The 20,549-nt window shown below is 32.2% G+C and carries 22 protein-coding genes and 1 pseudogene; 17 read left to right on the forward strand and 6 right to left on the reverse strand.

All coding sequences use genetic code 11. The features are described 5' to 3' along the window. The first annotated feature begins 89 nt into the window (after positions 1-89). From MKY94_RS09940 to MKY94_RS09960, 5 genes are all read left to right on the forward strand, one after another. Positions 90-536 (forward strand): site-2 protease family protein, encoded by a 447-nt coding sequence (locus MKY94_RS09940; protein WP_151109967.1) that lies wholly within the window; start codon positions 90-92, stop codon positions 534-536. 209 nt (positions 537-745) lie between these two features. Next, a complete protein-coding gene (locus MKY94_RS09945; RefSeq protein WP_191697066.1) occupies positions 746-1,249 on the forward strand; it encodes a GNAT family N-acetyltransferase in 504 nt (167 codons plus the stop codon). Between the two features lie 349 nt (positions 1,250-1,598). Further along, positions 1,599-2,228 carry a LysE family transporter gene (locus MKY94_RS09950; protein WP_144537198.1) on the forward strand — a complete coding sequence of 210 codons (630 nt, stop codon included), beginning with the start codon at positions 1,599-1,601 and terminating at the stop codon, positions 2,226-2,228. 175 nt (positions 2,229-2,403) lie between these two features. Beyond that, on the forward strand, positions 2,404-2,859 hold the full coding sequence (locus MKY94_RS09955) for a hypothetical protein (RefSeq protein ID WP_191697067.1): 456 nt from the start codon (positions 2,404-2,406) through the stop codon (positions 2,857-2,859). Positions 2,860-3,024: 165 nt separating this feature from the next. Then, positions 3,025-3,267, forward strand: a complete 243-nt coding sequence (locus MKY94_RS09960; RefSeq protein WP_151109961.1) for a hypothetical protein — start codon at positions 3,025-3,027, stop codon at positions 3,265-3,267. A gap of 847 nt (positions 3,268-4,114) precedes the next feature. Here the strand turns inward: MKY94_RS09960 and MKY94_RS09965 are convergent. After that, the gene (locus MKY94_RS09965; protein WP_342578594.1) at positions 4,115-4,921 is read right to left on the reverse strand and encodes an AAA family ATPase; all 807 of its coding nucleotides are present in this window, start codon (positions 4,919-4,921) and stop codon (positions 4,115-4,117) included. A gap of 304 nt (positions 4,922-5,225) precedes the next feature. Beyond that, on the reverse strand, positions 5,226-6,026 hold the full coding sequence (locus tag MKY94_RS09970) for a nucleotidyltransferase domain-containing protein (protein WP_342578595.1): 801 nt from the start codon (positions 6,024-6,026) through the stop codon (positions 5,226-5,228). Between the two features lie 636 nt (positions 6,027-6,662). Here MKY94_RS09970 and MKY94_RS09975 point away from each other — a divergent pair. The 3 genes from MKY94_RS09975 to MKY94_RS09985 all read left to right on the forward strand — a co-directional run bounded on the left by MKY94_RS09975 (position 6,663) and on the right by MKY94_RS09985 (position 8,708). Continuing rightward, a complete protein-coding gene (locus tag MKY94_RS09975) occupies positions 6,663-7,262 on the forward strand; it encodes an alpha/beta fold hydrolase (protein ID WP_342578596.1) in 600 nt (199 codons plus the stop codon). 374 nt (positions 7,263-7,636) lie between these two features. Further along, on the forward strand, positions 7,637-8,032 hold the full coding sequence (locus MKY94_RS09980) for a hypothetical protein (protein WP_340863123.1): 396 nt from the start codon (positions 7,637-7,639) through the stop codon (positions 8,030-8,032). A 259-nt stretch (positions 8,033-8,291) separates the two neighbouring features. Next, positions 8,292-8,708, forward strand: coding sequence for a hypothetical protein (locus tag MKY94_RS09985; RefSeq protein WP_342578597.1), 417 nt, complete (start codon positions 8,292-8,294; stop codon positions 8,706-8,708). A gap of 71 nt (positions 8,709-8,779) precedes the next feature. Here the strand turns inward: MKY94_RS09985 and MKY94_RS09990 are convergent, their stop codons facing one another. Both MKY94_RS09990 and secDF read right to left on the reverse strand, forming a co-directional pair. After that, positions 8,780-9,208, reverse strand: a complete 429-nt coding sequence (locus MKY94_RS09990; protein ID WP_340863125.1) for a hypothetical protein — start codon at positions 9,206-9,208, stop codon at positions 8,780-8,782. Between the two features lie 91 nt (positions 9,209-9,299). After that, on the reverse strand, positions 9,300-11,570 hold the full coding sequence (secDF, locus tag MKY94_RS09995) for a protein translocase subunit SecDF (RefSeq protein WP_342578598.1): 2,271 nt from the start codon (positions 11,568-11,570) through the stop codon (positions 9,300-9,302). Positions 11,571-12,035: 465 nt separating this feature from the next. Between secDF and MKY94_RS10000 the strand changes: the two genes are divergently transcribed. The 9 genes and pseudogenes from MKY94_RS10000 (at position 12,036) to MKY94_RS10040 (ending at position 18,103) form a co-directional block, all read left to right on the forward strand. Then, positions 12,036-12,260, forward strand: coding sequence for a hypothetical protein (locus tag MKY94_RS10000; protein WP_340863127.1), 225 nt, complete (start codon positions 12,036-12,038; stop codon positions 12,258-12,260). An 80-nt stretch (positions 12,261-12,340) separates the two neighbouring features. Beyond that, positions 12,341-12,829 carry a hypothetical protein gene (locus MKY94_RS10005; RefSeq protein ID WP_340863128.1) on the forward strand — a complete coding sequence of 163 codons (489 nt, stop codon included), beginning with the start codon at positions 12,341-12,343 and terminating at the stop codon, positions 12,827-12,829. A 173-nt stretch (positions 12,830-13,002) separates the two neighbouring features. After that, positions 13,003-13,467 (forward strand): annotated as a pseudogene (locus MKY94_RS10010) (prolyl oligopeptidase family serine peptidase); the annotation flags it as partial. A 300-nt stretch (positions 13,468-13,767) separates the two neighbouring features. Continuing rightward, complete coding sequence (locus tag MKY94_RS10015) at positions 13,768-14,382, forward strand: FMN-binding negative transcriptional regulator (protein ID WP_340863129.1); 615 nt, start codon at positions 13,768-13,770, stop codon at positions 14,380-14,382. Positions 14,383-14,600: 218 nt separating this feature from the next. Further along, positions 14,601-14,936, forward strand: a complete 336-nt coding sequence (locus MKY94_RS10020) for a hypothetical protein (protein WP_340863130.1) — start codon at positions 14,601-14,603, stop codon at positions 14,934-14,936. A gap of 152 nt (positions 14,937-15,088) precedes the next feature. Beyond that, positions 15,089-15,568: a hypothetical protein gene (locus MKY94_RS10025; protein ID WP_342578599.1), complete on the forward strand. Its 480-nt coding sequence runs from the start codon at positions 15,089-15,091 to the stop codon at positions 15,566-15,568. 228 nt (positions 15,569-15,796) lie between these two features. Beyond that, positions 15,797-16,378, forward strand: a complete 582-nt coding sequence (locus tag MKY94_RS10030) for a GNAT family protein (RefSeq protein WP_151109941.1) — start codon at positions 15,797-15,799, stop codon at positions 16,376-16,378. 127 nt (positions 16,379-16,505) lie between these two features. Beyond that, a complete protein-coding gene (locus MKY94_RS10035) occupies positions 16,506-17,507 on the forward strand; it encodes a phosphotransferase (protein WP_342578600.1) in 1,002 nt (333 codons plus the stop codon). 128 nt (positions 17,508-17,635) lie between these two features. Then, on the forward strand, positions 17,636-18,103 hold the full coding sequence (locus tag MKY94_RS10040; RefSeq protein ID WP_342578601.1) for a hypothetical protein: 468 nt from the start codon (positions 17,636-17,638) through the stop codon (positions 18,101-18,103). 279 nt (positions 18,104-18,382) lie between these two features. Here the strand turns inward: MKY94_RS10040 and MKY94_RS10045 are convergent, their stop codons facing one another. After that, positions 18,383-19,534: an acyl-CoA dehydrogenase family protein gene (locus MKY94_RS10045; RefSeq protein WP_191697075.1), complete on the reverse strand. Its 1,152-nt coding sequence runs from the start codon at positions 19,532-19,534 to the stop codon at positions 18,383-18,385. An 18-nt stretch (positions 19,535-19,552) separates the two neighbouring features. After that, positions 19,553-20,485, reverse strand: coding sequence for an aldo/keto reductase (locus MKY94_RS10050; protein WP_342578602.1), 933 nt, complete (start codon positions 20,483-20,485; stop codon positions 19,553-19,555). Positions 20,486-20,549 lie beyond the last annotated feature (64 nt).

A 20,549-nucleotide genomic window follows, 5' to 3' on the forward strand; every position in this document is an offset into this window, starting at 1 on the left:
CATGAAATAATATGGCTGAAAATTAATATTCAGAAATATTCGAAACATTATAACCCTTTCTCCGTAAATGTTAGAAAGGGGATGAAAAGATGGACTTTTTAATAAACTTCATAATTATTACTTTGTTTATTAGCCCAATTATTGCACTCATTCACGAAGCTGGACACGCATTTTTTTTGAAAATATTTGGTGCGAAAGTAAGTGAGTTCTCTATAGGGAATGGTAATACACTTTTACAGATAAATAATTTTCTCATAAAAAAAGTTTACTTCTTTGGAGGAAGAGTTTTTTCAGAAAACCATGAGAAATTAAGTAAAAGCCAAAAAACATTTTATTACTTAGGGGGAGTTTTCTTTAACTTTATTTCTGCTATAGTACTTCACTTATTAACTGGTTATGAATTCCTAGTTTTTAGAAACTATTTGGATAGTTTTATTTTTGTATCGTATCTAACTGTTTTAATCAATCTAATTCCACTTAATACAATAATAGGTGCTACGGACGGTAAACAATTAATAGAACTATATAAGAATTAGTTAGAAGTTAATAGTAAAAACATATTGGAATAGACAGGATATTTCTGGAATGATAAACTTTAATGACCATACAATATTGGACGGCAAAGTGTAATGCTACCTTTATTTTGGATAAATTTTAATGGGAGTAGCTGCCAATAACATATACCTATTTTTAAATTTGTTTTTGTCTATAAAATGACGTACAAAATTATGATAGGAGTGTAATAATGATTGAATTAGACACAGAAAGATTAATATTAATTCCACTGACTGCAGAAAATCTAAGATTACTAATTGATAATCCAAAGAAAATGGAACAGAGTTTATCTATCAATGAATCAAATAGATTTCTTAGTTCGGATCTTAAACAAGCTATGGAAATTAGACTTTCAAAACTGTTAAGTGATGAAGAAAATTATATTTGGTATACCAATTGGTTAATCGTTTCGAAAGATCAAAACTGTAGTGTTGGTGGAGTAATGTTAAAAGGTCTTCCTAATGAAAATGGTGAAGTAGTAATAGGGTACTATACTCTTCCAGAATATCAAGGGAACGGCTATATGACGGAAACTATTAATAACATGAAAAACTGGTTGCTAGATCAGGCCGATGTTATGTATGTTATTGCTGATACGGATAAAGACAATATTCCATCGCATAGAGTTTTAGAAAAATGTGGGGCGAAAATTTATAAAGAAACAGATGAATTATATTTTTGGAGATTTGTTTAAAATAAATTAACGTAGGATGAAACGAGGCATCATTTGGCAATGGTGCCTCGTTTTTTTGTATTATTACCAAGGTCTATAGCATTAATAGTTGTTCCCAACATTCTAGTTCTATTATAGGTGCATAAGTAAATATGAAATTTTGAAAAGTAGAAGTATAACTGAGATTGTGATTTTTAATTGAAGATGTGTTTCATTTCGATGATTTGTTTATCAGTGTGAAATATTAAAATTCTACTAACGAAAAAGTTTAGTATAAGAGGTTGAATATAATATGCTTTATTCTGTATAATAATTCATATAAACGGACATATGAGGGTATTTATTTTTACTTTTGAGAGAAGTGTTCATTGTGAGTTTGTATTTTGCTTATGTAATGGTGGGACTTGCCATTGCAATGCCTGTAGGCGCAATTACAGTCGAAATGACGAAGCAAGGATTGAAAAATGGATTTATACATGGATGGGCAGTAGGGTTAGGTGGTATGACAATTGATTTTGTGCTAATCATTTTACTATCAACAGGACTTGCTTCTATCTTAGCGCTGCCTATTATCCAAATTCCGATGTGGCTTATTGGTGCTCTGTTTTTATTGTACATAGGTTACGATTCAATTAAAAATGCTGATAAAGATATTACTTTATCTGGAGAAAAAGTAACAAAGTCTTTTTTTAGTTCATTTAAGAACGGACTTCTTGTGGCCATATCTCCAGGGAATCTAGTTTTTTGGGTAAATGTATTTGGAGTAGTACTTGCTAAAAACTATGCCAGCGATGAAAGTCATTTTTTCATTGTTGCATTAGGAATTTTAAGTGGAATATTGCTACACGACATTGGATTACTCACTATTATATCGATTACAAGGAAAGCACTAAATAGAAATATGATTAAATGGTTAACAATAATATCGGGGATATTATTAATAGGTTTTGCGGGATATTTTGTTTATGAGTTCATTCAAAGTTTGAAGTTATATATATAATACTTTTTCACGAACGGGTGCTGAAGTTACACAAGACCATCATTATCGATGGTCTATTTTTACATTATAAATAACAAGTAGAATTCGTTGAACCACTGTGAAATGTTACAGGTTAGTTGAACAAGCTGATAAACTTTTTGCAATGAAAATATGAAGTAGATGAGGTATGTATGGAATGGGAGAAGAGGAACTTGTATTACTCTTTAAAAATGGAGTTTCTGATTTTAAAAGATGGGCTCGCAAAGCTGATAAATCCTCTGAAGAATGGGAAACAGAATACCCAAACTGGAACTGGCAATACCACGACACAGGAAATTTACTTAAAGAGTTATCAGTTGAGCGATGGAACGAAGAACTTATTGAAGATTTTCTTTATATACTAGCAAGAGATAATGAAGTCGAGAATATCATAGAAAACCTTATAGACATACCTAATCAACTTTTATCATTAACTAAGTATGCTTTAATTTATAGTGATGCCGATGCAAAATGGCAAGTTGCTTATGGTCTCGGAGAAATCAAGGGAGATAACTTATTGATAAGAATGTATTTAAGTGATTTTCTAAATGATGAACAGGAGTATGTGCGAAGGCGTGCTTCCTTTGCTTTAGATAAACATGGAACACAATAACTAACTTATGATGTGTTTAGTTTTATGAGCTAATTAGTAAACAATATTGGTCAACATACGGTTTGGTACTATTTCTCATTGTATGATTAACATTATATGGAGAAAGCAAAAATAAAGAATTTTTTTCTCTTGTGATGTATATTGATTATTGAGGAGGGATCATTCTTGACTAACGAAGAAATAAACAAACTATCGGATGTATTGTTACAAAGTCTGTATGAGTATCATTTTGCTAATAATGGAGGAAGCTATGTATTACCTAAAGCAATGGTAAATACTGATCTCAATAGCAAACAAGCTATTGAATACCTTATTGAAAAGGAATATGCCATAGATAACGGGCAAGGGTCAGATAACCTAGTTTTAGCGATAACAGCGCAAGGTATGGACTATATTAAAAACAAATAAGTGTATCAGCAGAGGAACGTCCACAGGAGGCGTTCTTTTTATTTTATCCAACTAACTCGAGGGGGGAGAATGATGGAGGGAGTGAGTGTATGGGACGAAATTTTTGGATAATGGAATTAAATCGATTAGAGTACTTTTAGCGATTATTGGAAAGGTATATGCTCCGTATAGTAAGAGAGGCCATGTGGTAATCTTTCTTTCATGTTATTAGACATGGTAACAGGCCATATTCGACTTGCTTAACTTGCATTCCGTCCAATCTCATTTAGATGGCCTTCATTTTTAGTTCAGCTAGATAACTTATCTTTTTCCCATAGAAAAACACCTCCACGTAGATAAGTTAGGTATTGTTATACCCGATTTTCAAGGAAAGGTGTTTTTATTTGTCTTATTTCTTTAGGTCACTGCATATTGCAGATTTCAAGTATTTGTTACCTTTTTTTTGGTTGATTATCACTTAACGGCACTCTCGTTATGTCCTGGTACTAACCCAGCTCAAGAACACAAATGAACGACGATAGAGAATTGTTTCACGATATCCGTAGCAACTTTGGCTAAGGTTTGCTCAGCCATTCGAGTGGCGATGTATGGAATGGAGTCCAACCTTCTCGATATCTTCTTTGTGGGAGGATAGTCTAGTAGCCACCTCTTGATTTAGCACCTGTTCAGTAAGAAATTCTATATGAGTTAGAATGGTTTTTACCAAAAGTCGTTGATGAGCCTCTAAGCGCTAGTTCCAGTTCAGTTGGAAATTCGTATAATGACCTTGGCAAACGAATTAGAAGATTATAAGATTGTTTGTTGGCTATTATATGCGTTCTGAAGTGTCCATAGATGTTTCTGCTGATTATTCAAATTCATTCTTACGATTTTTGAAAAAGTCGTAGAAAAATCTTACGTTTTCAAGTTCAGTCCATATATATGTTCTCAAAATGGGTGCGTCAAGACTATAAATTTTAGCATCTAGTGTTCCCAACATAAATGGAGAGTGTGTCGCTATAATAAACTGACAGTTAAAAAATCTTGCCAGTTTATTGATTTCTTCTGCCAGCTGAATTTGGTTTGTAGGTGAAAGAGATGTTTCAGGTTCATCGAGCAAGTATAATCCATTTGGGACTAGATACTCATCAAATATCTGGATGGATGTCTCACCGTTAGAATACTTTTCATTAGAAAACTTCATAATCTCGATTTGTTTGTACATCTCTGAAGAATGTTTCAACTTTTCCAAATGCTCCTTAGTATATCCCAATCGAGAGTGTTGGTACAGGTAACCTTCCTTAAGAACTGCCTCCTGCTGAATCTTCTTGATCTCATATAAAATATCTTCGCTTTTGATGTACAAACTATGCGGTATTCGATCTGACTCTCCGTCACTCTTATTTTCACCTAGGCCGTAAGAACAATCCGAAATGTAATCTAACGGGTATTTGTTATAGATATTATTTGTGATTTCCTCAGCCCCTATAATTTTCAGCTTGTTTGCCATTAAATTTAACAGAGTGGACTTACCAGAACCGTTGTTACCATACAATACTGTAATGTTATTGAAGATTAACACTTCTCCAGTTATTTTTCTAAACACATTGTATGGATAGGCATTTGGATTCTCGACTGTATGAGGAGGAAGTTTGAAACTTTTCAGATATATCATACGGGTAAACCTTCCTTTTGGAAAAATGAATAGCTATCATCAATAATATCATCTTTTTACCACGGTTCCAGAAATTTAGTGTGAGGGTTGAATTATGTTTTTCATAAATGCTTATTCTCCTAAAGTATAGGAAAAGCTAAGTCTTGAGGTATTACAGGGTTGTATTAGACTAACTAAAGCGCACGATGATGGATACCTATTAAATTTCTATTAGCTGCTTTTAAACACAATCGATTCTCAATTCTAACAGCCAGTTTTTTACTTTGTATTAATTATTGATCAACTGGACCTCAACTCGACAAGGTTATAAGTTATTACTTTTTAACAGTTTGTCTAAATGGTCAACCAGTTCATTTATGGCATTTAATAGTGTTATGGTATTGTAGCTAAGAATCATGATTATGTTTTCTTCCATCTTGTCTGGTAGATATTTGCATGTTTTTTGTGCGATCTTAATTAACTTCTTTTCTCCAGGGTGTGGCAACTCGTTAATCGCAAATAAGATATCAAAGTAACTTGCAAGTAATGCAGCAACCCTATGATTTATACTTATATAGTCTTTTCTTTTTAAAGCTTTCTCGATTTGACAATAGTAGGATGTAACACTGTCTCGCAATAAAGGGTAATTTTTGTTAAGGATATTTTCTTTTAATTCTTCTGGAAAGGTTACGTTAATTTTATCCTGTAGTTTCTTTAATTTACCATTTTGGTCATATAGTATTTTGGAATTTAAATAATTACTCCATAAGCAAGTGGAGTAACCGACTTGAGCCTGGAAATTCATTACCATGTTCATAAGTTCATTCTCAATGCCAGCATAATTTCTATATATAATTTCTATACCAATATTGGGTTCATTTAGCGTTCCATCATCTTCTGTTTCCCAATACTGGTTATTAATCTCCATATAATCAGAAAACGGTTCTAACAATTTTTTGCGAGTGCTGGTAGGGATTTCTTGATCACTATATATATACAAATCTATATCAGAATGTTCATCTTGGCTATTTGTTGAAAGAGAGCCAGAGAGCACAACACCTTCCACTTCTTCTAACTGAGAAAATACAGATGAAATCTTCATAATCATGTCATTAATAGTATTCATTTTGGATTTCTTCCCATCTCTTTTTATTTTTTTGTATTGTCCCAATTATAGGGTATTTATGGGATGTAAACCATTTTTATATTAGTAGATTGCTAACATTAAAGCACTTCATATTTCTAACTACTATATATAAGATTGTAAAATAAAAAAAATAATCCCATCTAAACGTTGTTCCATTCTGTTTTGGTAAAAAACAGCTCAAATAAAATTTTGGCACAGATAATCGGTATAGAAGGTTACTGTGACTCCGAATACAAATCTTTTAGTTTTTTAGCAACCAAACAATCTTTTCCACACTTTTTGTTCATCATTAATTGCTAATATTGCATAATGAAACTTTTCTAATTCGTCTAATAAAATTACAATCAGATAGTTTTATCATTTCTATATGCCTTCTTATTCAACTAAAATAATCCTTTAGTTAACATCCAAGTATAATAAGAATTTTATAACAATTAGAGATGGAGTTATTTCAATTGATTACATTTGAATAATATCTTGTTGAACTAAAGTGTGCTTTACTTAAAGAAGGAGTAAAGCCTTTTTTATTGAACAAACGGTGCAGTTTAGTTGAAGAAGCAATGATATAATATCTTATTAAATTCTCTAATAAGAATAGCTTTTCAGGAGGAACAAATGATTGAATTAAAGCATACAAAGTCTGATACTGCAATTATTTTAATACACGAAATATATGGTATTAACCAACATATGAAAAGTTTTTGTGAATTTTTATCAGAACAGAATTTTGATGTTATTTGTCCAAATTTATTAGGAAGTGATGTACCTTTTGATTATTCTCAAGAAGAATTAGCTTATCATCATTTTATGGAGAACGTAGGTTTTGAAAATGCATTACGTAAAATAAAAGCTGTATTATTGGATATTAAAAATAAATACAAAAGAATATATGTTGTTGGGTTTAGTGTTGGTGCCACTTTAGCTTGGTTATGTAGTGAGGAAGAATCTGTTGATGCAATAGTTGGGTACTACGGTTCACGTATTAGAAACTTTGTAAGCATTACACCGAAATCACCAACAATGCTATTCTTTCCAATAGAAGAAAAATCATTTAATGTCGATGAGTTAATTTCAGTTTTAGATAAAAGAAAAATTAAGATATTTAAATTTAGAGGTCAACATGGATTTGGTGACCCTTATTCTTCTAATTATAACAAGGAGTCAGCACAAAAAGCATCTATCCAAATGGTGCTTTTCTTTCAAAATTTACTTTAATTCCAATTAATTGTCAAAGGTAAGATAAAGACAACAACAAGTAAATCACTAGGAGTGTTGTATTGAAATTTTTTTCTAAACTTTTTACAAGCACAAATATTAGTAGTATGGCTATGTTTCTTGGGTTTTTAACTTTATATACTATTATTTCAGATATAGAACCAAACATATATATTATTGCAATCATTACAATTCTTTTTTGGATGGCTAATTCATTGCAAGTTATCAAAGAAAAAAGGTAGAACATTAATACCTTCTGTCTAGTTTTTATTAACCTACATAGGCAGTTTAGTTGAACGAAAATTTAGAAAACTAATTGATATAATTGGATAAATAAGGTAAAGTAAGAATTGATAACAATAGGAGGATTAAATATGAATTTTACGATAACTGGGCATGAATTGAATCAATATCAAGATATGAAGAAGTTAGACATTGTAGTTATACAAGCTATGTTAAATGAACTACAAAAGGAAAAAGTAAATAAAAGAAAAGTAATCATCTTAACTTCAAATTGTTATATAGTTACTGACAAAATCAATACAGAAGAACCTGATAAAGGGAAATTACCTTTATTAGATCGTGCGGTACTTGAATCAGAGGAAATAATATTTAGAATGGATAATCAAAAGTTTATAAATATGACAGGTATGATTTTACTAAATAATGTTGAAATAATTCCTTTTACACATCCCGACAAGGTAATGAAAAAAGAGAGTTTTATACTCTTTACCGATCAAATAATGGGAATTACTCTTTCAGAGGAGTAAAAGATTAAAAATACTTTTTATTGAACTAACGCAAGCAGGATGTATTTACTAACTATCAACAAGTCCCTCAATTTGAACTGCCCCGTAAATGTTAGTTGGTGTCTAACATTTACGGGGCAGTTCATTTCGATGGTCTATTTTTATGATCAAACATTAGAAGTGACCTCACTAATACAATGTGAAATGTTACACTTAAAATAACACAGCACTTTATTAGAGATTAGACATTTTTATCATATTAGAGAAAAGAGGGAGTTAAATGACTAATTTTTTCTTAATACTTATGGGCTTTTTTATGGTAAGTGCAAATATTATCGGATTTCTATCATATAAAAAAAAGAAAAATTTATATTTTGCCGCTTTTATAATTTTGTTATTAGCAGTTTTATTTGGGGCAATCGGTGGTGCAATAGCAGTATTTATGATTCGTGATGCTTTTGCAATATTTTATGGTTTGCAACTAGGACAATATCTAATAGTAGATAGTGTCATCGTTTTTTTTATTGCAATTTTAGTAACTTTAATAAAGAAATTTAGTCTGAAAAATCTTATTCACGATTATATATTCAACTATCGTGGCGCTTCAGGTAAACAGGATCAATACTTTTATGTTGCATTTGACACAAAAAGCGTCAAAAAAGAGCATCAAAATTCGATGCTGAGCAACCTTATTTGAGCATTTCCAAACTGTAATAACATAATTTATACGAAAATTAATCTGTTTTATTCTTTTTTTATACAATAAAACTAATCTTTTTTAACTGTATATCTAACTTGTTTAAAGACTAAGATATCTCCGTTTTCAGTATCATCGGTAGTTTGCCAAAGTTGAACTTTTGGCCTGTAGTCCGTCCTATGAGCATCTTTGATACCCTGAATGTCAAGTTCATAGGGTTCATCATTTTTAATTTTTTGTTCAAATACTTTTTTATTGGCAACAAAAATAAAAGTCACTTTATTTTCATCAATACCCTCCGTCATAAATTCTAATTGACTATCTTTTGTTGTAATAGTTGGTGTTAATAATTCAATACTTCCGTTTCCAGTTTCTTGTTTAATAGCAATTTCATAATTAGCTCTTTCACTTGAATCTATAGAATTTTCTATTACACCTGAACATCCAGGTAATGTGATACCAGCAGAAAGAATAAAACTTAATCCAATTACCTTTTTCATGAGATTACCCCCCTCGACTTAATATCGTGATATGAAAAAAATGAGCAAAGAAAGAACAGGCATAATACCCGTTCTTTTCGTGTTCAAACTGTTATACAACCGGTTCGTCTGTTCCCCATTGTTTTTTCTTTTGCTCGACGTCTATTTCTCCACCTTTTTTCTTCATGCTTCGTTTTATAATGACAAACCAAAGCTGTGCAGAGATATAAATGGATGAATATGTTCCTGCCAATAAACCTAAGAACAGTGCAAATGAGAAGTTTCGAATTGCCTCTGCACCAAATAGAAGTAGGGAAACAACAACAAATGCAATATTCAACACAATGTTTACTGAACGAGCAAGCGTTTGACGAAGTGATTTATTTACAATTTCCGCTAACTCATTTTCATTATTAATTTTCTTCACTCGATTTAAGTTCTCACGTATGCGGTCGAACGTTACGATTTTGTCGTTTATCGAGTACCCGACAATTGTTAGAACAGCAGCAATAAAGGTTAAGTCAACTTCAAAACGAGTAAAACTGAAAATTGCTACCATGAGAATGATATCGTGTAAAACACCAAGTATTGAAGCAATCCCCATTCTCCATTCAAAACGAATTGCTACATAGATAATAATTCCAATTGCTGCATAGATTAATGCATAAATCGCGTTTCTTATAAGTTCTTTACCAACTGTATTAGAAACTGCACTTATATTTGGCTCAGTTCCAAACTCAACCTTCATTTCTTTTTTCAATTTCAAAATTTCATCTTGAGAAAACTCATCTACATAACGAACTGCGGCGATATTTTTCGTATCACCAGAAATAACAATATCGTCAGATGGATAACCTAAGTCTTCCATATAAGTTAAGACTCGTTCTTCAGTTAGTGGCTCGTTTGTTAATACTTCAACTCGTGTTCCACTGGCAAAATCAATACCTAAGTTTAATTTAAATATACTTAATATAATTACTCCAATTAAAATAAAAATAATCGAGAAGGTGAAATATCGTTTACGTGAGTGCACGAAGTCAAATCTATCAAAATTTGTTGAAAGATCAAGTGAGCTGATATTTTCTTCGATCGAATGAACTTTTGAACTCCTAACACCGAACCAACCAATTTTATTATCGAAATATCCACTTCGAATAAGTAATCCAAGTAAAACTCGAGACCCCCAAACAGCAGTAATGAAGCTGACTAAAATACTGATAATTAAAATCGTTGCAAATCCTTTTACAGAACTTGTCCCGAAGTAGAATAATACGACTGCTGCAATTAGTGAAGTTACATTCGCATCAAGAATGGCAGACCATGACGATTTTGTTCCTTCTTCGAAAGCTTGTTTAACAGTTTTACCAATTCGAATTTCTTCTCGAATTCTTTCAGCAGTTAAGATATTCGCATCAACTGCCATTGCAATCCCTAAGACTAGCCCAGCAATTCCAGGTAACGTAAGAACTCCGTTAATCCAATCAAATACTAATAAATTTAAATACACATAAACAACTAACGTAAGATTTGCTACAATTCCTGGTAGACGATAGTAGAACATCAAGAATAGTAAAATAAGTAATGCTCCAATAATTCCTGCATTGACCGTCGATGATAATGCATGTTCACCGAATTGTGCCCCTACGGATGTCGAATAAACTTCAGTTAGTTTAACAGGTAAAGCACCAGCGTTTAAAACACCTGCTAAATTCTTTGTTTCTTCAACTGTGAAGGATCCTGAAATTTGAACCTCTGAAGTATTCAAAACTTTACTTACTTGAGGTGCAGATATAAATTTAGGTTTTTCTTTTGATACTTCTTCTTTGAAAGAATCAACACCCTCTTCAAAGTCCAACCAAATTACAAGGACGTTGTTTGGAGCTTTAGCAAGAATATCTTGTGTTACTTGAGCAAATTTATTTGCGTCCTTTAATTGTAATGACACGATAGGTGCTCCATTTTGATCGAAAGAATCATTTGCACCGCCCTCTTTCAAGTCATTCCCATCAAGCATTAAGTTATCATCAGCGTCACGGAATGTTAAATTTGCTTCTGTTGATAATAATTTACGTGCAGAGGCTTCATCATCAACGCCGGCTAATTGAACTCGAATTCGATTTCCTTCTTCTACTTCAATAACCGGCTCATTAACACCTAATACGTCAATACGATTTAAAAGCGCATTTGCAGTAGCCGCTACATCCTTTTCGGTTATTTTGGGACCATCTTTCAGTGGCTCAACTTGATATAAAACTTCAAATCCACCTTGTAAGTCTAAACCTAATTTAATATCGTTTAAGATTCCCTTTGTCGTCGTGCTCATAGAAGCACCTAAGACTACGATAACAAGGAAAAATGCGACAATACGCCATCTTGTCTTCATATGTAATTCTTCCTCCTCGCTTTAAGTAACGCACAAATCTATAACAAACGAGCGCAGCTTAAGACCGTCACATTTATTTGATAACCGAGTTACATACAACAACTTTTAAAGATAACCTTTTAATGTTTGCGCCTGATATGCATAAATGATGTCCAACTTATGGATTTAAAGTAAAGATACAACAATTTCATTATGAAACACATTGAAAAAAGAGTCAATTTTACTTTACAGAATAAATAAACTAGAAAGTGAGTTATTCCAAGAAAATAAACTCTTTTTGTTGTTTACCGAGTACTTTACTTCGAGAGGGAGTAAAGCATTATTTATTGACCTAAGCAGAAGCTAAGCTTAAAAACAAACTGGATTTTTTAAATAAAAATGGGAAAAATGAGTAAAATTGCAACCTAAATTTATTTTAAACGTATTAAAGGAAGGTTAGTACACAGTTTTAAGTGGAGGGAGTATATGAGTGAACGATTTGAATTAAGTTTTAAAAATAAGGAAGTAAGAATATGGTTTTATGTGATGTTACCGACGTTTATAATAGGAAGTATCTTTATATTTTATGGGCAACAAAAATATCAGTATATTCCTTTTTTATTGTTAGTAATAGCATGGTCTATCTTTTATTTATGGCGTTTCTTTTACCGTAAGAAAAGAAAGAACAGTGAGAAATTCTTCTTAAACTAACTGAGGCAGTTTGTTTTAGGAGGTTAAGTGATAATTACGATGTTTTTTGGTTGTAATCTTTCCTAGGAAGTGGTGTTATTTTGAAGGAAAGAAATAAAGCTCTCCTTATAGCGTTGGCGGTTGTTATGAATGTAATATGTGTATATTTATTTTTTTACATTTGGGAGATGATTGATCAAGGGGAGTATAGGAAATATGATAATGGTGTTACTATTGAGGTAAATAATTTTAGTGATCAAAATCTATCTGATCTTATATTTTCATATAGCGTCAATCAGTTGGATTTTAAAGAAGTAGGAATGATAAAAAGTCTAAAAGCTGGAGAATCAACCCAAATAACTGGGAGCAGCAAAGAGATAAAATCAAGTGATACAAGCTTGTATTTACATTATTACATTGATAATGGTGGAAAAGCAGTGAATAGTTTAGCTTATTTTTATACTGTAGAACCTAAAAAAGCTGTCATTGTTTTAGATATCCATGAAGTAAAACCTCATGGATTTTTAAAGTTTGAATATAGAGGTTATAATGGTTGGACTCAATATGGTCCAGATGAAATTAACTATTGAATAATGAATTATTCAATAATTAATCATTAAGCTATCAGAATAATTCATGCAATAAAAAGCACCTTAAAGGTTACATTAGTTAAAAACCTTCTTAAAGTAATATATGAACATCAAATTATAAACAAGTTCCATTACAATTAAAATAGTTAAATCCATCAAATTTGTTTCATCCAGTAGGAGTTATGGGATGGAGCAATGAGGGATATATAACAGCTTTCTGTTCTACATTTAGTCGTAGGTTTAAAGCTGTTTCGGTTGGAGGCGGAATTATTAATTGGAGTACACATTATGTAAATACCGATATCCCTTATTTTATTAGGATGTATTTAGGAAATAATCCATGGAATGATCCTGAGATATATACTAAAACGTCACCAATGACATATATTAAATCAGCCCGTACCCCCACTTTAATCCAACATGGAGAAAAGGATGCAAGAGTTCCAATTCCTAATGCATATGAGCTATATCAAGGATTAAGGGATATGGAAGTTGATACAGAATTAATTATATTTAAAGGAATGGCATATAGTTCAGACCAACCAGGAATTAATGTGGCTATTATGAAGCAGAATTTGATGTGGTTTTCACACTATATTCTTGGAGAAAAAAAGATATTATCAGAGGATGTAAAATGATAAAACAATCTTCATAGAGAATTGTTTTTTCTTATTTAACCTGTGATTACAGCTCTCTTTCATTTTGTGGCAGTTTTCCTTGTTCAATGGGAGAGTAGTGGAAAGGCCATTATTTATAAAGTCTTCTAGTCAAAGAGCGCTATTATGGACTTATGAAAAAGCCCAATTTACCATTTTTAATACTATGAAATTGATCTAGTAACAGTTGGATCTGGTTTGAAATAGTTTCAAAAATAGTATTTTGGGATGTCAAATTGTGTAGTAGGTTACTTATAAAAACAATAAAGGAGTAGTTTAAATATGTTTATTCCTAAATATTTTAAAGTCACAGACATGGATGAAGTCAAAGAGTTTATTCAAACGAACTCTTTTGGAACACTCGTTACAACAAAACAAGGGAAACCTATTGCCACACATATACCTTTGGAGTATAGAAAAAAAGGCGATGAATATTATATTACCGGACATATGGCATACGGGAATCCTCAGTGGAGAACATTCGAAGCATGTGAGACCGCACTTGTTATTTACCAGGGGCCGGATGCGTATATTACTTCTTCATGGTATGGTCATGAAAATGTTCCAACATGGAATTACCAAGCCGTACATGTATATGGAAAACCGGTTGTTTTAGAGCAAGACGAGTTAGAACATGACCTGGTTATGTTACTAGAAAAATATGAAAAACATCGGAAAAATCCAATTTTATGGGACAAACTTTCACCGGGGCTATTGGAAAGGGAACTTAAAGGTATTGTGGGATTTAAGATTAAAGTACAAGAAGTTCAAGCTGCTTATAAATTAAGCCAGAATCGAAATGAAGAGGATTACCGCAACATCATTGAACAACTACAGAAGGAAGAAGATTTGAATTCTCATCAATTGGCGAAAGCGATGAAATATAATAAAAAATAAGAGGAATTAAGAAGATGGTTTGTGTAGATTTCTCTTATACTAATGGATGGTTTAGTCAAGTGAGCGAAGGATTATTCCCAATTTAATAGAATTATAGACATAGGGTGTTTTACAAATCGTGCAGGGTTAGTTCAATAAGAAGGTATTTAAAATGTACGTTAAAGTCATATCATTTGGGGATTCATTGAATGTAAATTGTGTAGAAAGGGGCGGTTACATTGAGGAAAGCAATAAAAATAGGTATTATTTTTGTTTCTATTTTGCTTTCAGGATGTAATACGAACAAAATAAGCAATGCTGAATTTACTAACACTACACCCGCCAAAATTAAAATAGAAAATTTAACCTATTTAATGACCGATGAAGTTTTAGCTACTAACGAGGTTGAAGAACAAATAGGCAAGATCACTCGAATACAAGAAATTGTGTCGTACTCTGAAGACGAAAACCCATATAAAAGCCCCAGTAAAATTTTTAAAATAATTAATACTGATATCGAAGAGGCAATAGCTATTAAAGTTAGTGACAAGTTATATAAAGCATATATGGAATGAACTTAGGAAAAGTTTCGGAGTTAGATGAAATTCCTTATTGAACTACCATGAAAAGTAATTTCTTCAATGACCGGGCTTAAAAAGAGCTCTGCTTAATCGTAATGAAAAAGAGGAGAGAGGGCTTTAATAAACGAAAGGTACTGGTATTTAAGATGAAAAAAATTAAGTATTTAGCCTTTGGGATTAGTATAGTTTTATTATCATTCTATCTTTATAAGAATTTCATATATTATAGTATTCCTTTCAACCCTATTAAAGAGTACTCATCTGAATCCAAGATTGATTTTTTTATGACAAAAAATATCCCTGATGGTGAAGGAATCAATACAAAATGTAAGGATACAAATACTTGTGACTTAGTTTTGGAATATTTTGGCGATCTAAAATTAGTACCTATAAAGGATAAGGCAGCATATGAGATGTTTAAATATGAAAATAGCACTTTTTATACAGGAATGTTGACGTTTAATGAATCGGATAAGATATTAATCTCGGATATATCTATAGACTCACCTAATATCCTTCATATCAGTTCTACTATAGATGGTTTCAAGAGTGGATATTATAAAATTGTGGATTCTACTTTTGACTATAACTATATTTATGATTTAATTAGTGAGACTGAGGCATGAAACTCTGTTGCTCTCCATTAGTTACCTTTCCGCCCGCCCCATACTATTTTGCAACCCCAGAAAATGTTATAAAAAAAGAAAGATTTTGTCTTTAAACCGACCTTATAACTGGGAACTCTATTTTCTTATTCAACTAAAGCAGCAGTGTAGTTGAAGGAGGAGAAGGAGGAATATACAACTTCTTTATAGAAGTTGTATTCTCAGCAAGAAAATAGTGGAGGGGATTAAATGAATGTGGAGAAAATATATGGTGATTTACCTATCTTAGAAACAGAACGTCTTATTCTTAGAAAAGTCACTTTAGAAGATATTCAAGATATGTATCTATATGGTTCAGATGAAGAAGTATCTAAGTATGTAACTTGGAATACCCATGAAACGATATCTGATACAAAAGGCTTTGTTGAATTTGTATTGAACAAATATGAAAACAAGCAGGTTTCACCGTGGGGAATTGAATGCAAGGAAAATGGAAAATTTATCGGGACTATCGATTTTGTTTGGTGGCAACCAAATAATAAAACTGCTGAAATCGGATACGTTATTTCAAAAGATTATTGGAGAAAAGGTTTAACTAGTGAAGTAGCGAAAGAAATAATAAAATTTGGTTTTGAAAAAATGGATTTAGTTCGTATACAAGCAAGGTGTGATGTAGAAAATATCGGATCAGCACGAGTAATGGAAAAAGCAGGAATGTCTTTTGAAGGGATCATTAGAAAAGGTATATTTGTGAAAGGAATGCATCGAGATTTAAAAATGTACTCTATCTTAAAGGAAGAGTTTAATTATTCCAATGAAACTCGAACTTGAAGATAAAATTTCTTTTTCAACTTACAGGTGCTTTACTTCAAGAAGAAGTAAAGCTATTTTTTTGAACTACGTATCAGGTTCGCTGAAGAAGTAATCTCTTATTTTGGAGAATAAGGAGAACACCTATATGAAAAATACAATTGATTACGACAAACTCATTGAAGTTGCTTTAGGACATTATGGGATTACTGATTTTTCATCAATATTTATAAGACAAAACGACAATATCACATTAAAAATAGAAAATAATGAAAATAACAATTGTTATGTTTTGCGGATTCATTCTCCTATTACTCCTGGGCTATATGGTGTACAGCATACCTTTGAAGGACTAAACTCGGAAGTGGAATTGCTAAATAGTTTAAACGAACAAACCTCTTTAACTTTACAACAACCAATTAAAAACAAAAAAGGAAACTTGGTTACTACAATTGTTGATACTGATAATAATTTAATTCAATTGGCAACACTCCTCACTTGGAAAGATGGTGATGTATATACTGGGGTGGAAATAAATTCAAAAAATATTTCTTATGAAGTAGGAGTTGTATTAGCTAAAATACATAATTTCTCAAATAACTGGATTATTCCACAACCATTTATCCGCCCAGTCTACGATATTGAAAAGTATAGGAATTTGACTGATCGATTACAGTATGGTGTTGAAATTAACTTATTTACACCTGAACAATATGATGTGATATTGGATACACTGAAATATATAAAAGTTATTTTTGATAGAATACCAAAAACGAATAATAATTGGGGAATTATTCATGCTGACCTACAAGGTGGAAACATAATTGTGTATAATGATACAGTTATCCCTATTGACTTTGGTTTCTCAGGTTATGGTTATTATCTATTCGATATTGGCATTACGCTCACAACCTTTAAAATTAATCACAGAAAAAAAGTGTTAGAAGGATATAAAACATTAAGAAATCTTAATGAAGAAGACGAAATTCTAATAAGTGCGGGTTTTCTTTTAGCTATTTTTGGGGGTTTTGGATTTGTAGTTAATAACCAAGAATCTCACGAATGGATACAGCGGAGAATGCCCTATGTTACACAAAATTATTGTAGTGCTTTTCTCGTGAAAAAATCTTTTCTGTTTGAAATAGAGTAGTAAATTACTTTTTTTCCACCAACGTTGTATTTTAGTTTAATAATGATGCACAATTTTCTTGGATATCTAATTATAAAGAATAGGTAAATTACGGTTCCAAAATTTTCTGTTCGAGGGGGACTAGAGGTATGAAATCTAGAAAAAAATTAGTATTTATTGCTATAGGGTTAATGTGTCTTGTAATCATAATTAATTTATTCAAGAAGGATTTATGGGATGTAAACGAAGCGTTATTAAGAGAAAAAGTGTTATCAATTGAACATTCTGATAAAACAGTAAATTTATTAGATATAACACCGTTTGAGTGGGAATTGGTATATTCCTTTCAGCCATATACCCCGAAAGATGAAATATATAAAACAGTAGGATATAAATGGGATACTATCAGCGAAACAGTAAGTGAAGGAATGAATCAAATTGTTTTTTTGAATGATGGAAAAGTGGTTTGCTATTTATATGGGTATCCTGAGAATAACGGTTATGGTATATCTTTTAAATCTAGTAATTATAGTGATTCTGTTTTTATGCTACAAAAAAATGATCATTTAGATTTTAAAATAGAAAGAAGCGGTAGTATCGTATTTTTGAGAAACTAGTTATTCTTCAACTACCGATGTACATGAGTGAGAGATCGTTGAAATGTTGCTGATCAGCACTGTCCAACAAAAAGGACGCTTCCTATAAGTGGAATGTGGAAGATGCTTATATTGTAGTTAGACTATCTGGAAGTGTTTATGTAAAAGTTTATGAGTAATAAATCCCTTATTGAGCTAGCGGATGTTTCGTGAAAAAGAGAAGAAAAATCCATTATTGGGTTGTGAGTTAATAGTAAAAACGAATGAATTGCAATCTGAAATCCATTCGTTTTATACTATTTAATCTATTTGAAAGGCGTTAATCGACGCACTCGCTAGTTTAGCCTTTATCATGTCCTCCATTGGTGGATTGTACAAACCTGCTCTCACATTCATGTAATAGCGATGCATTGGATTAGACTGCGATAGTGCTCTTGAGCCTACAATTTTCATGGCTAAGTCGACTATTTTTATGGCGCCATTCGTTACAGCTATTTTAGTAATATCTAGTGATTCTTGGAGAGTTGTTTTATCTTCCGCCTGCTCATATCTTTCCGCCGTTCCATAGAGCATATGTCTTGCGATGGATAACTCTAGTTCCATTTCTCCTATAATTTGTTTTATATTTGGTGTCTCTGCAATTGGTTTTCCTAAGGAGGAAGGGGTATATGTAGCTGCAAATTCAACTGCATAGTTCCTCGCAGCTGCAGCAATTCCTATGTAGCAGGCAGGAATATGAAGCATCCATCCTTTAGCCTCTGGTCTTGTAGCTGGTAAGGTTTTTAGTATATTCCTTTCAGGAACCCTTACATTTTCTAGAACAAGAGTGTGACTAGCAGTTCCTCTCATAGCAAGCATATCCCAGGTTTCTTCTATTGTTACTCCTGGACTATCTTTGGGAATAACAATCATTTCAATAATTCCAACTTCATTCGTACATGTTACTAAAATATAATTCAAAACAGGTGAAGCGGACGTAAAGGTCTTTTCCCCATTAATAATTAGTTCCTTTTTATCACGAACTACGGTTGTTCGTGGAAGTGCTCCACGTGTAGGGCTGCCAGCATTCTTTTCAGTTGCGGCACTATTGATAATTGCTCCTTTACCAATCTCCCCGAGCAGCCATTCTGCTGTTTCTCTGTTCCAATGGTTATTTTCTGCATACTCCAAAATAATTCCGTTATGCCAGCCGATAGATAATCCTGTGGAGCCACTGCCTTCAGAAATTGCCTCCTGAGCAAGAATATACTCATATAAACCGAACCCTTGACCACCATATTTCTCTGGTAGTGTTAACGTATGATAATTTATATTCTTTAAGTCTTGAAAGTCGGCAAAGGGAAAAGAGCCTAAATTATCTAGGTCAGGCTCTCGATGCCTGAAAACTGGTTTTAAATCATTAATTATAGATAATAATTCATACTGTTGCTCTGTTTTTATAAACTGATCCATTGACTATTGCATCCTCTCTTACTTAAATATGGTATCTATTTTCTCTATCTCTTCTTTTGAGAGGTTTACTTCCTGTGTTTTTAAATTTTCCAAAACCTGTTCGGCTTTCTTAGCACCTGGTATTACGACATCGATTGCATCGTTTGCTAAATACCATGCTAATACTAAATGAGAAACAGCAACGTCTTTAGAATTAGCAATTGTCTTCAATTCATCTACCTTTCTTAGGTTTTGTTTAAAAGCTTCCCCTTGGAATAAAGGATTTTTTGAGCGTCCATCCTCAAAGGTACTATTTTCATTAAATTTTCCAGTGAGTAAGCCAGATGCTAAAGGGAAATAGGGTATAAAAGAAATATTATTGTCGATTGAATAAGGGAGAAGATTTTGTTCTGCATCTCTTTGAAGCAGGTTGTAGCCAGATTGAAGAACATCAATATAGCCATCTTTATTTCCTTCTTTCAACTGCTCTAATGAAAAATTAGAAACACCGATGGAACGAATTTTACCTTCTTCTTTCATTCTATGAAGTTCTCCAACTGCCTCATATTTAGGTGTAGCTTCATCTGGAAAATGAATATAAAACAAATCGATATAGTCAGTTTGTAACCGTTTTAAACTATTTTCAACGCTTTCTCTAAGAAAAGCAGGTGAATTATCTACAATCATTTTTCCTTCAACATATTTCTGTGCGCCCTTTGTAGCTAAAACTAGTTCGCTTCTTTTACCGCCTTCTTTTATCACTTCTCCGATAAGCCTTTCGGAGTGTTCGGGACCATAAATATATGCAGTATCTATAAAGTTAATATTATTTTGTATAGCAGTTCTCACAATTTCTTTGCCAACCTCATCATTTAAATTAGGGAATATATTATGGCCTCCAACTGCATTTGTTCCTAGTCCTACTGGATAGACGTGTAAGCCAGTTTTACCGATTTCTACTTTTTTAATCAAGTAAACCCTCTCCTTTTCCAAGATGTTTGACTATTTAATCTTAACAATAAATTACACAACGTAC

The organism is Psychrobacillus sp. FSL K6-2843 (genome assembly GCF_038626375.1).
Lineage (GTDB): Bacteria > Bacillota > Bacilli > Bacillales_A > Planococcaceae > Psychrobacillus > Psychrobacillus faecigallinarum.

Bases quoted from the DNA above. Each gene is read 5' to 3' on its own strand.
- MKY94_RS09940 (WP_151109967.1), top strand. From the start codon at position 90: ATGGACTTTTTAATAAACTTCATAATTATTACTTTGTTTATTAGCCCA.
- MKY94_RS09945 (WP_191697066.1), top strand. From the start codon at position 746: ATGATTGAATTAGACACAGAAAGATTAATATTAATTCCACTGACTGCA.
- MKY94_RS09955 (WP_191697067.1), top strand. From the start codon at position 2,404: ATGGGAGAAGAGGAACTTGTATTACTCTTTAAAAATGGAGTTTCTGAT.
- MKY94_RS09965 (WP_342578594.1), bottom strand. From the start codon at position 4,921: ATGATATATCTGAAAAGTTTCAAACTTCCTCCTCATACAGTCGAGAAT.
- MKY94_RS09970 (WP_342578595.1), bottom strand. From the start codon at position 6,026: ATGAATACTATTAATGACATGATTATGAAGATTTCATCTGTATTTTCT.
- MKY94_RS09975 (WP_342578596.1), top strand. From the start codon at position 6,663: ATGATTGAATTAAAGCATACAAAGTCTGATACTGCAATTATTTTAATA.
- MKY94_RS09980 (WP_340863123.1), top strand. From the start codon at position 7,637: ATGAATTTTACGATAACTGGGCATGAATTGAATCAATATCAAGATATG.
- MKY94_RS09985 (WP_342578597.1), top strand. From the start codon at position 8,292: ATGACTAATTTTTTCTTAATACTTATGGGCTTTTTTATGGTAAGTGCA.
- MKY94_RS09990 (WP_340863125.1), bottom strand. From the start codon at position 9,208: ATGAAAAAGGTAATTGGATTAAGTTTTATTCTTTCTGCTGGTATCACA.
- secDF (WP_342578598.1), bottom strand. From the start codon at position 11,570: ATGAAGACAAGATGGCGTATTGTCGCATTTTTCCTTGTTATCGTAGTC.
- MKY94_RS10000 (WP_340863127.1), top strand. From the start codon at position 12,036: ATGAGTGAACGATTTGAATTAAGTTTTAAAAATAAGGAAGTAAGAATA.
- MKY94_RS10015 (WP_340863129.1), top strand. From the start codon at position 13,768: ATGTTTATTCCTAAATATTTTAAAGTCACAGACATGGATGAAGTCAAA.
- MKY94_RS10025 (WP_342578599.1), top strand. From the start codon at position 15,089: ATGAAAAAAATTAAGTATTTAGCCTTTGGGATTAGTATAGTTTTATTA.
- MKY94_RS10030 (WP_151109941.1), top strand. From the start codon at position 15,797: ATGAATGTGGAGAAAATATATGGTGATTTACCTATCTTAGAAACAGAA.
- MKY94_RS10035 (WP_342578600.1), top strand. From the start codon at position 16,506: ATGAAAAATACAATTGATTACGACAAACTCATTGAAGTTGCTTTAGGA.
- MKY94_RS10040 (WP_342578601.1), top strand. From the start codon at position 17,636: ATGAAATCTAGAAAAAAATTAGTATTTATTGCTATAGGGTTAATGTGT.
- MKY94_RS10045 (WP_191697075.1), bottom strand. From the start codon at position 19,534: ATGGATCAGTTTATAAAAACAGAGCAACAGTATGAATTATTATCTATA.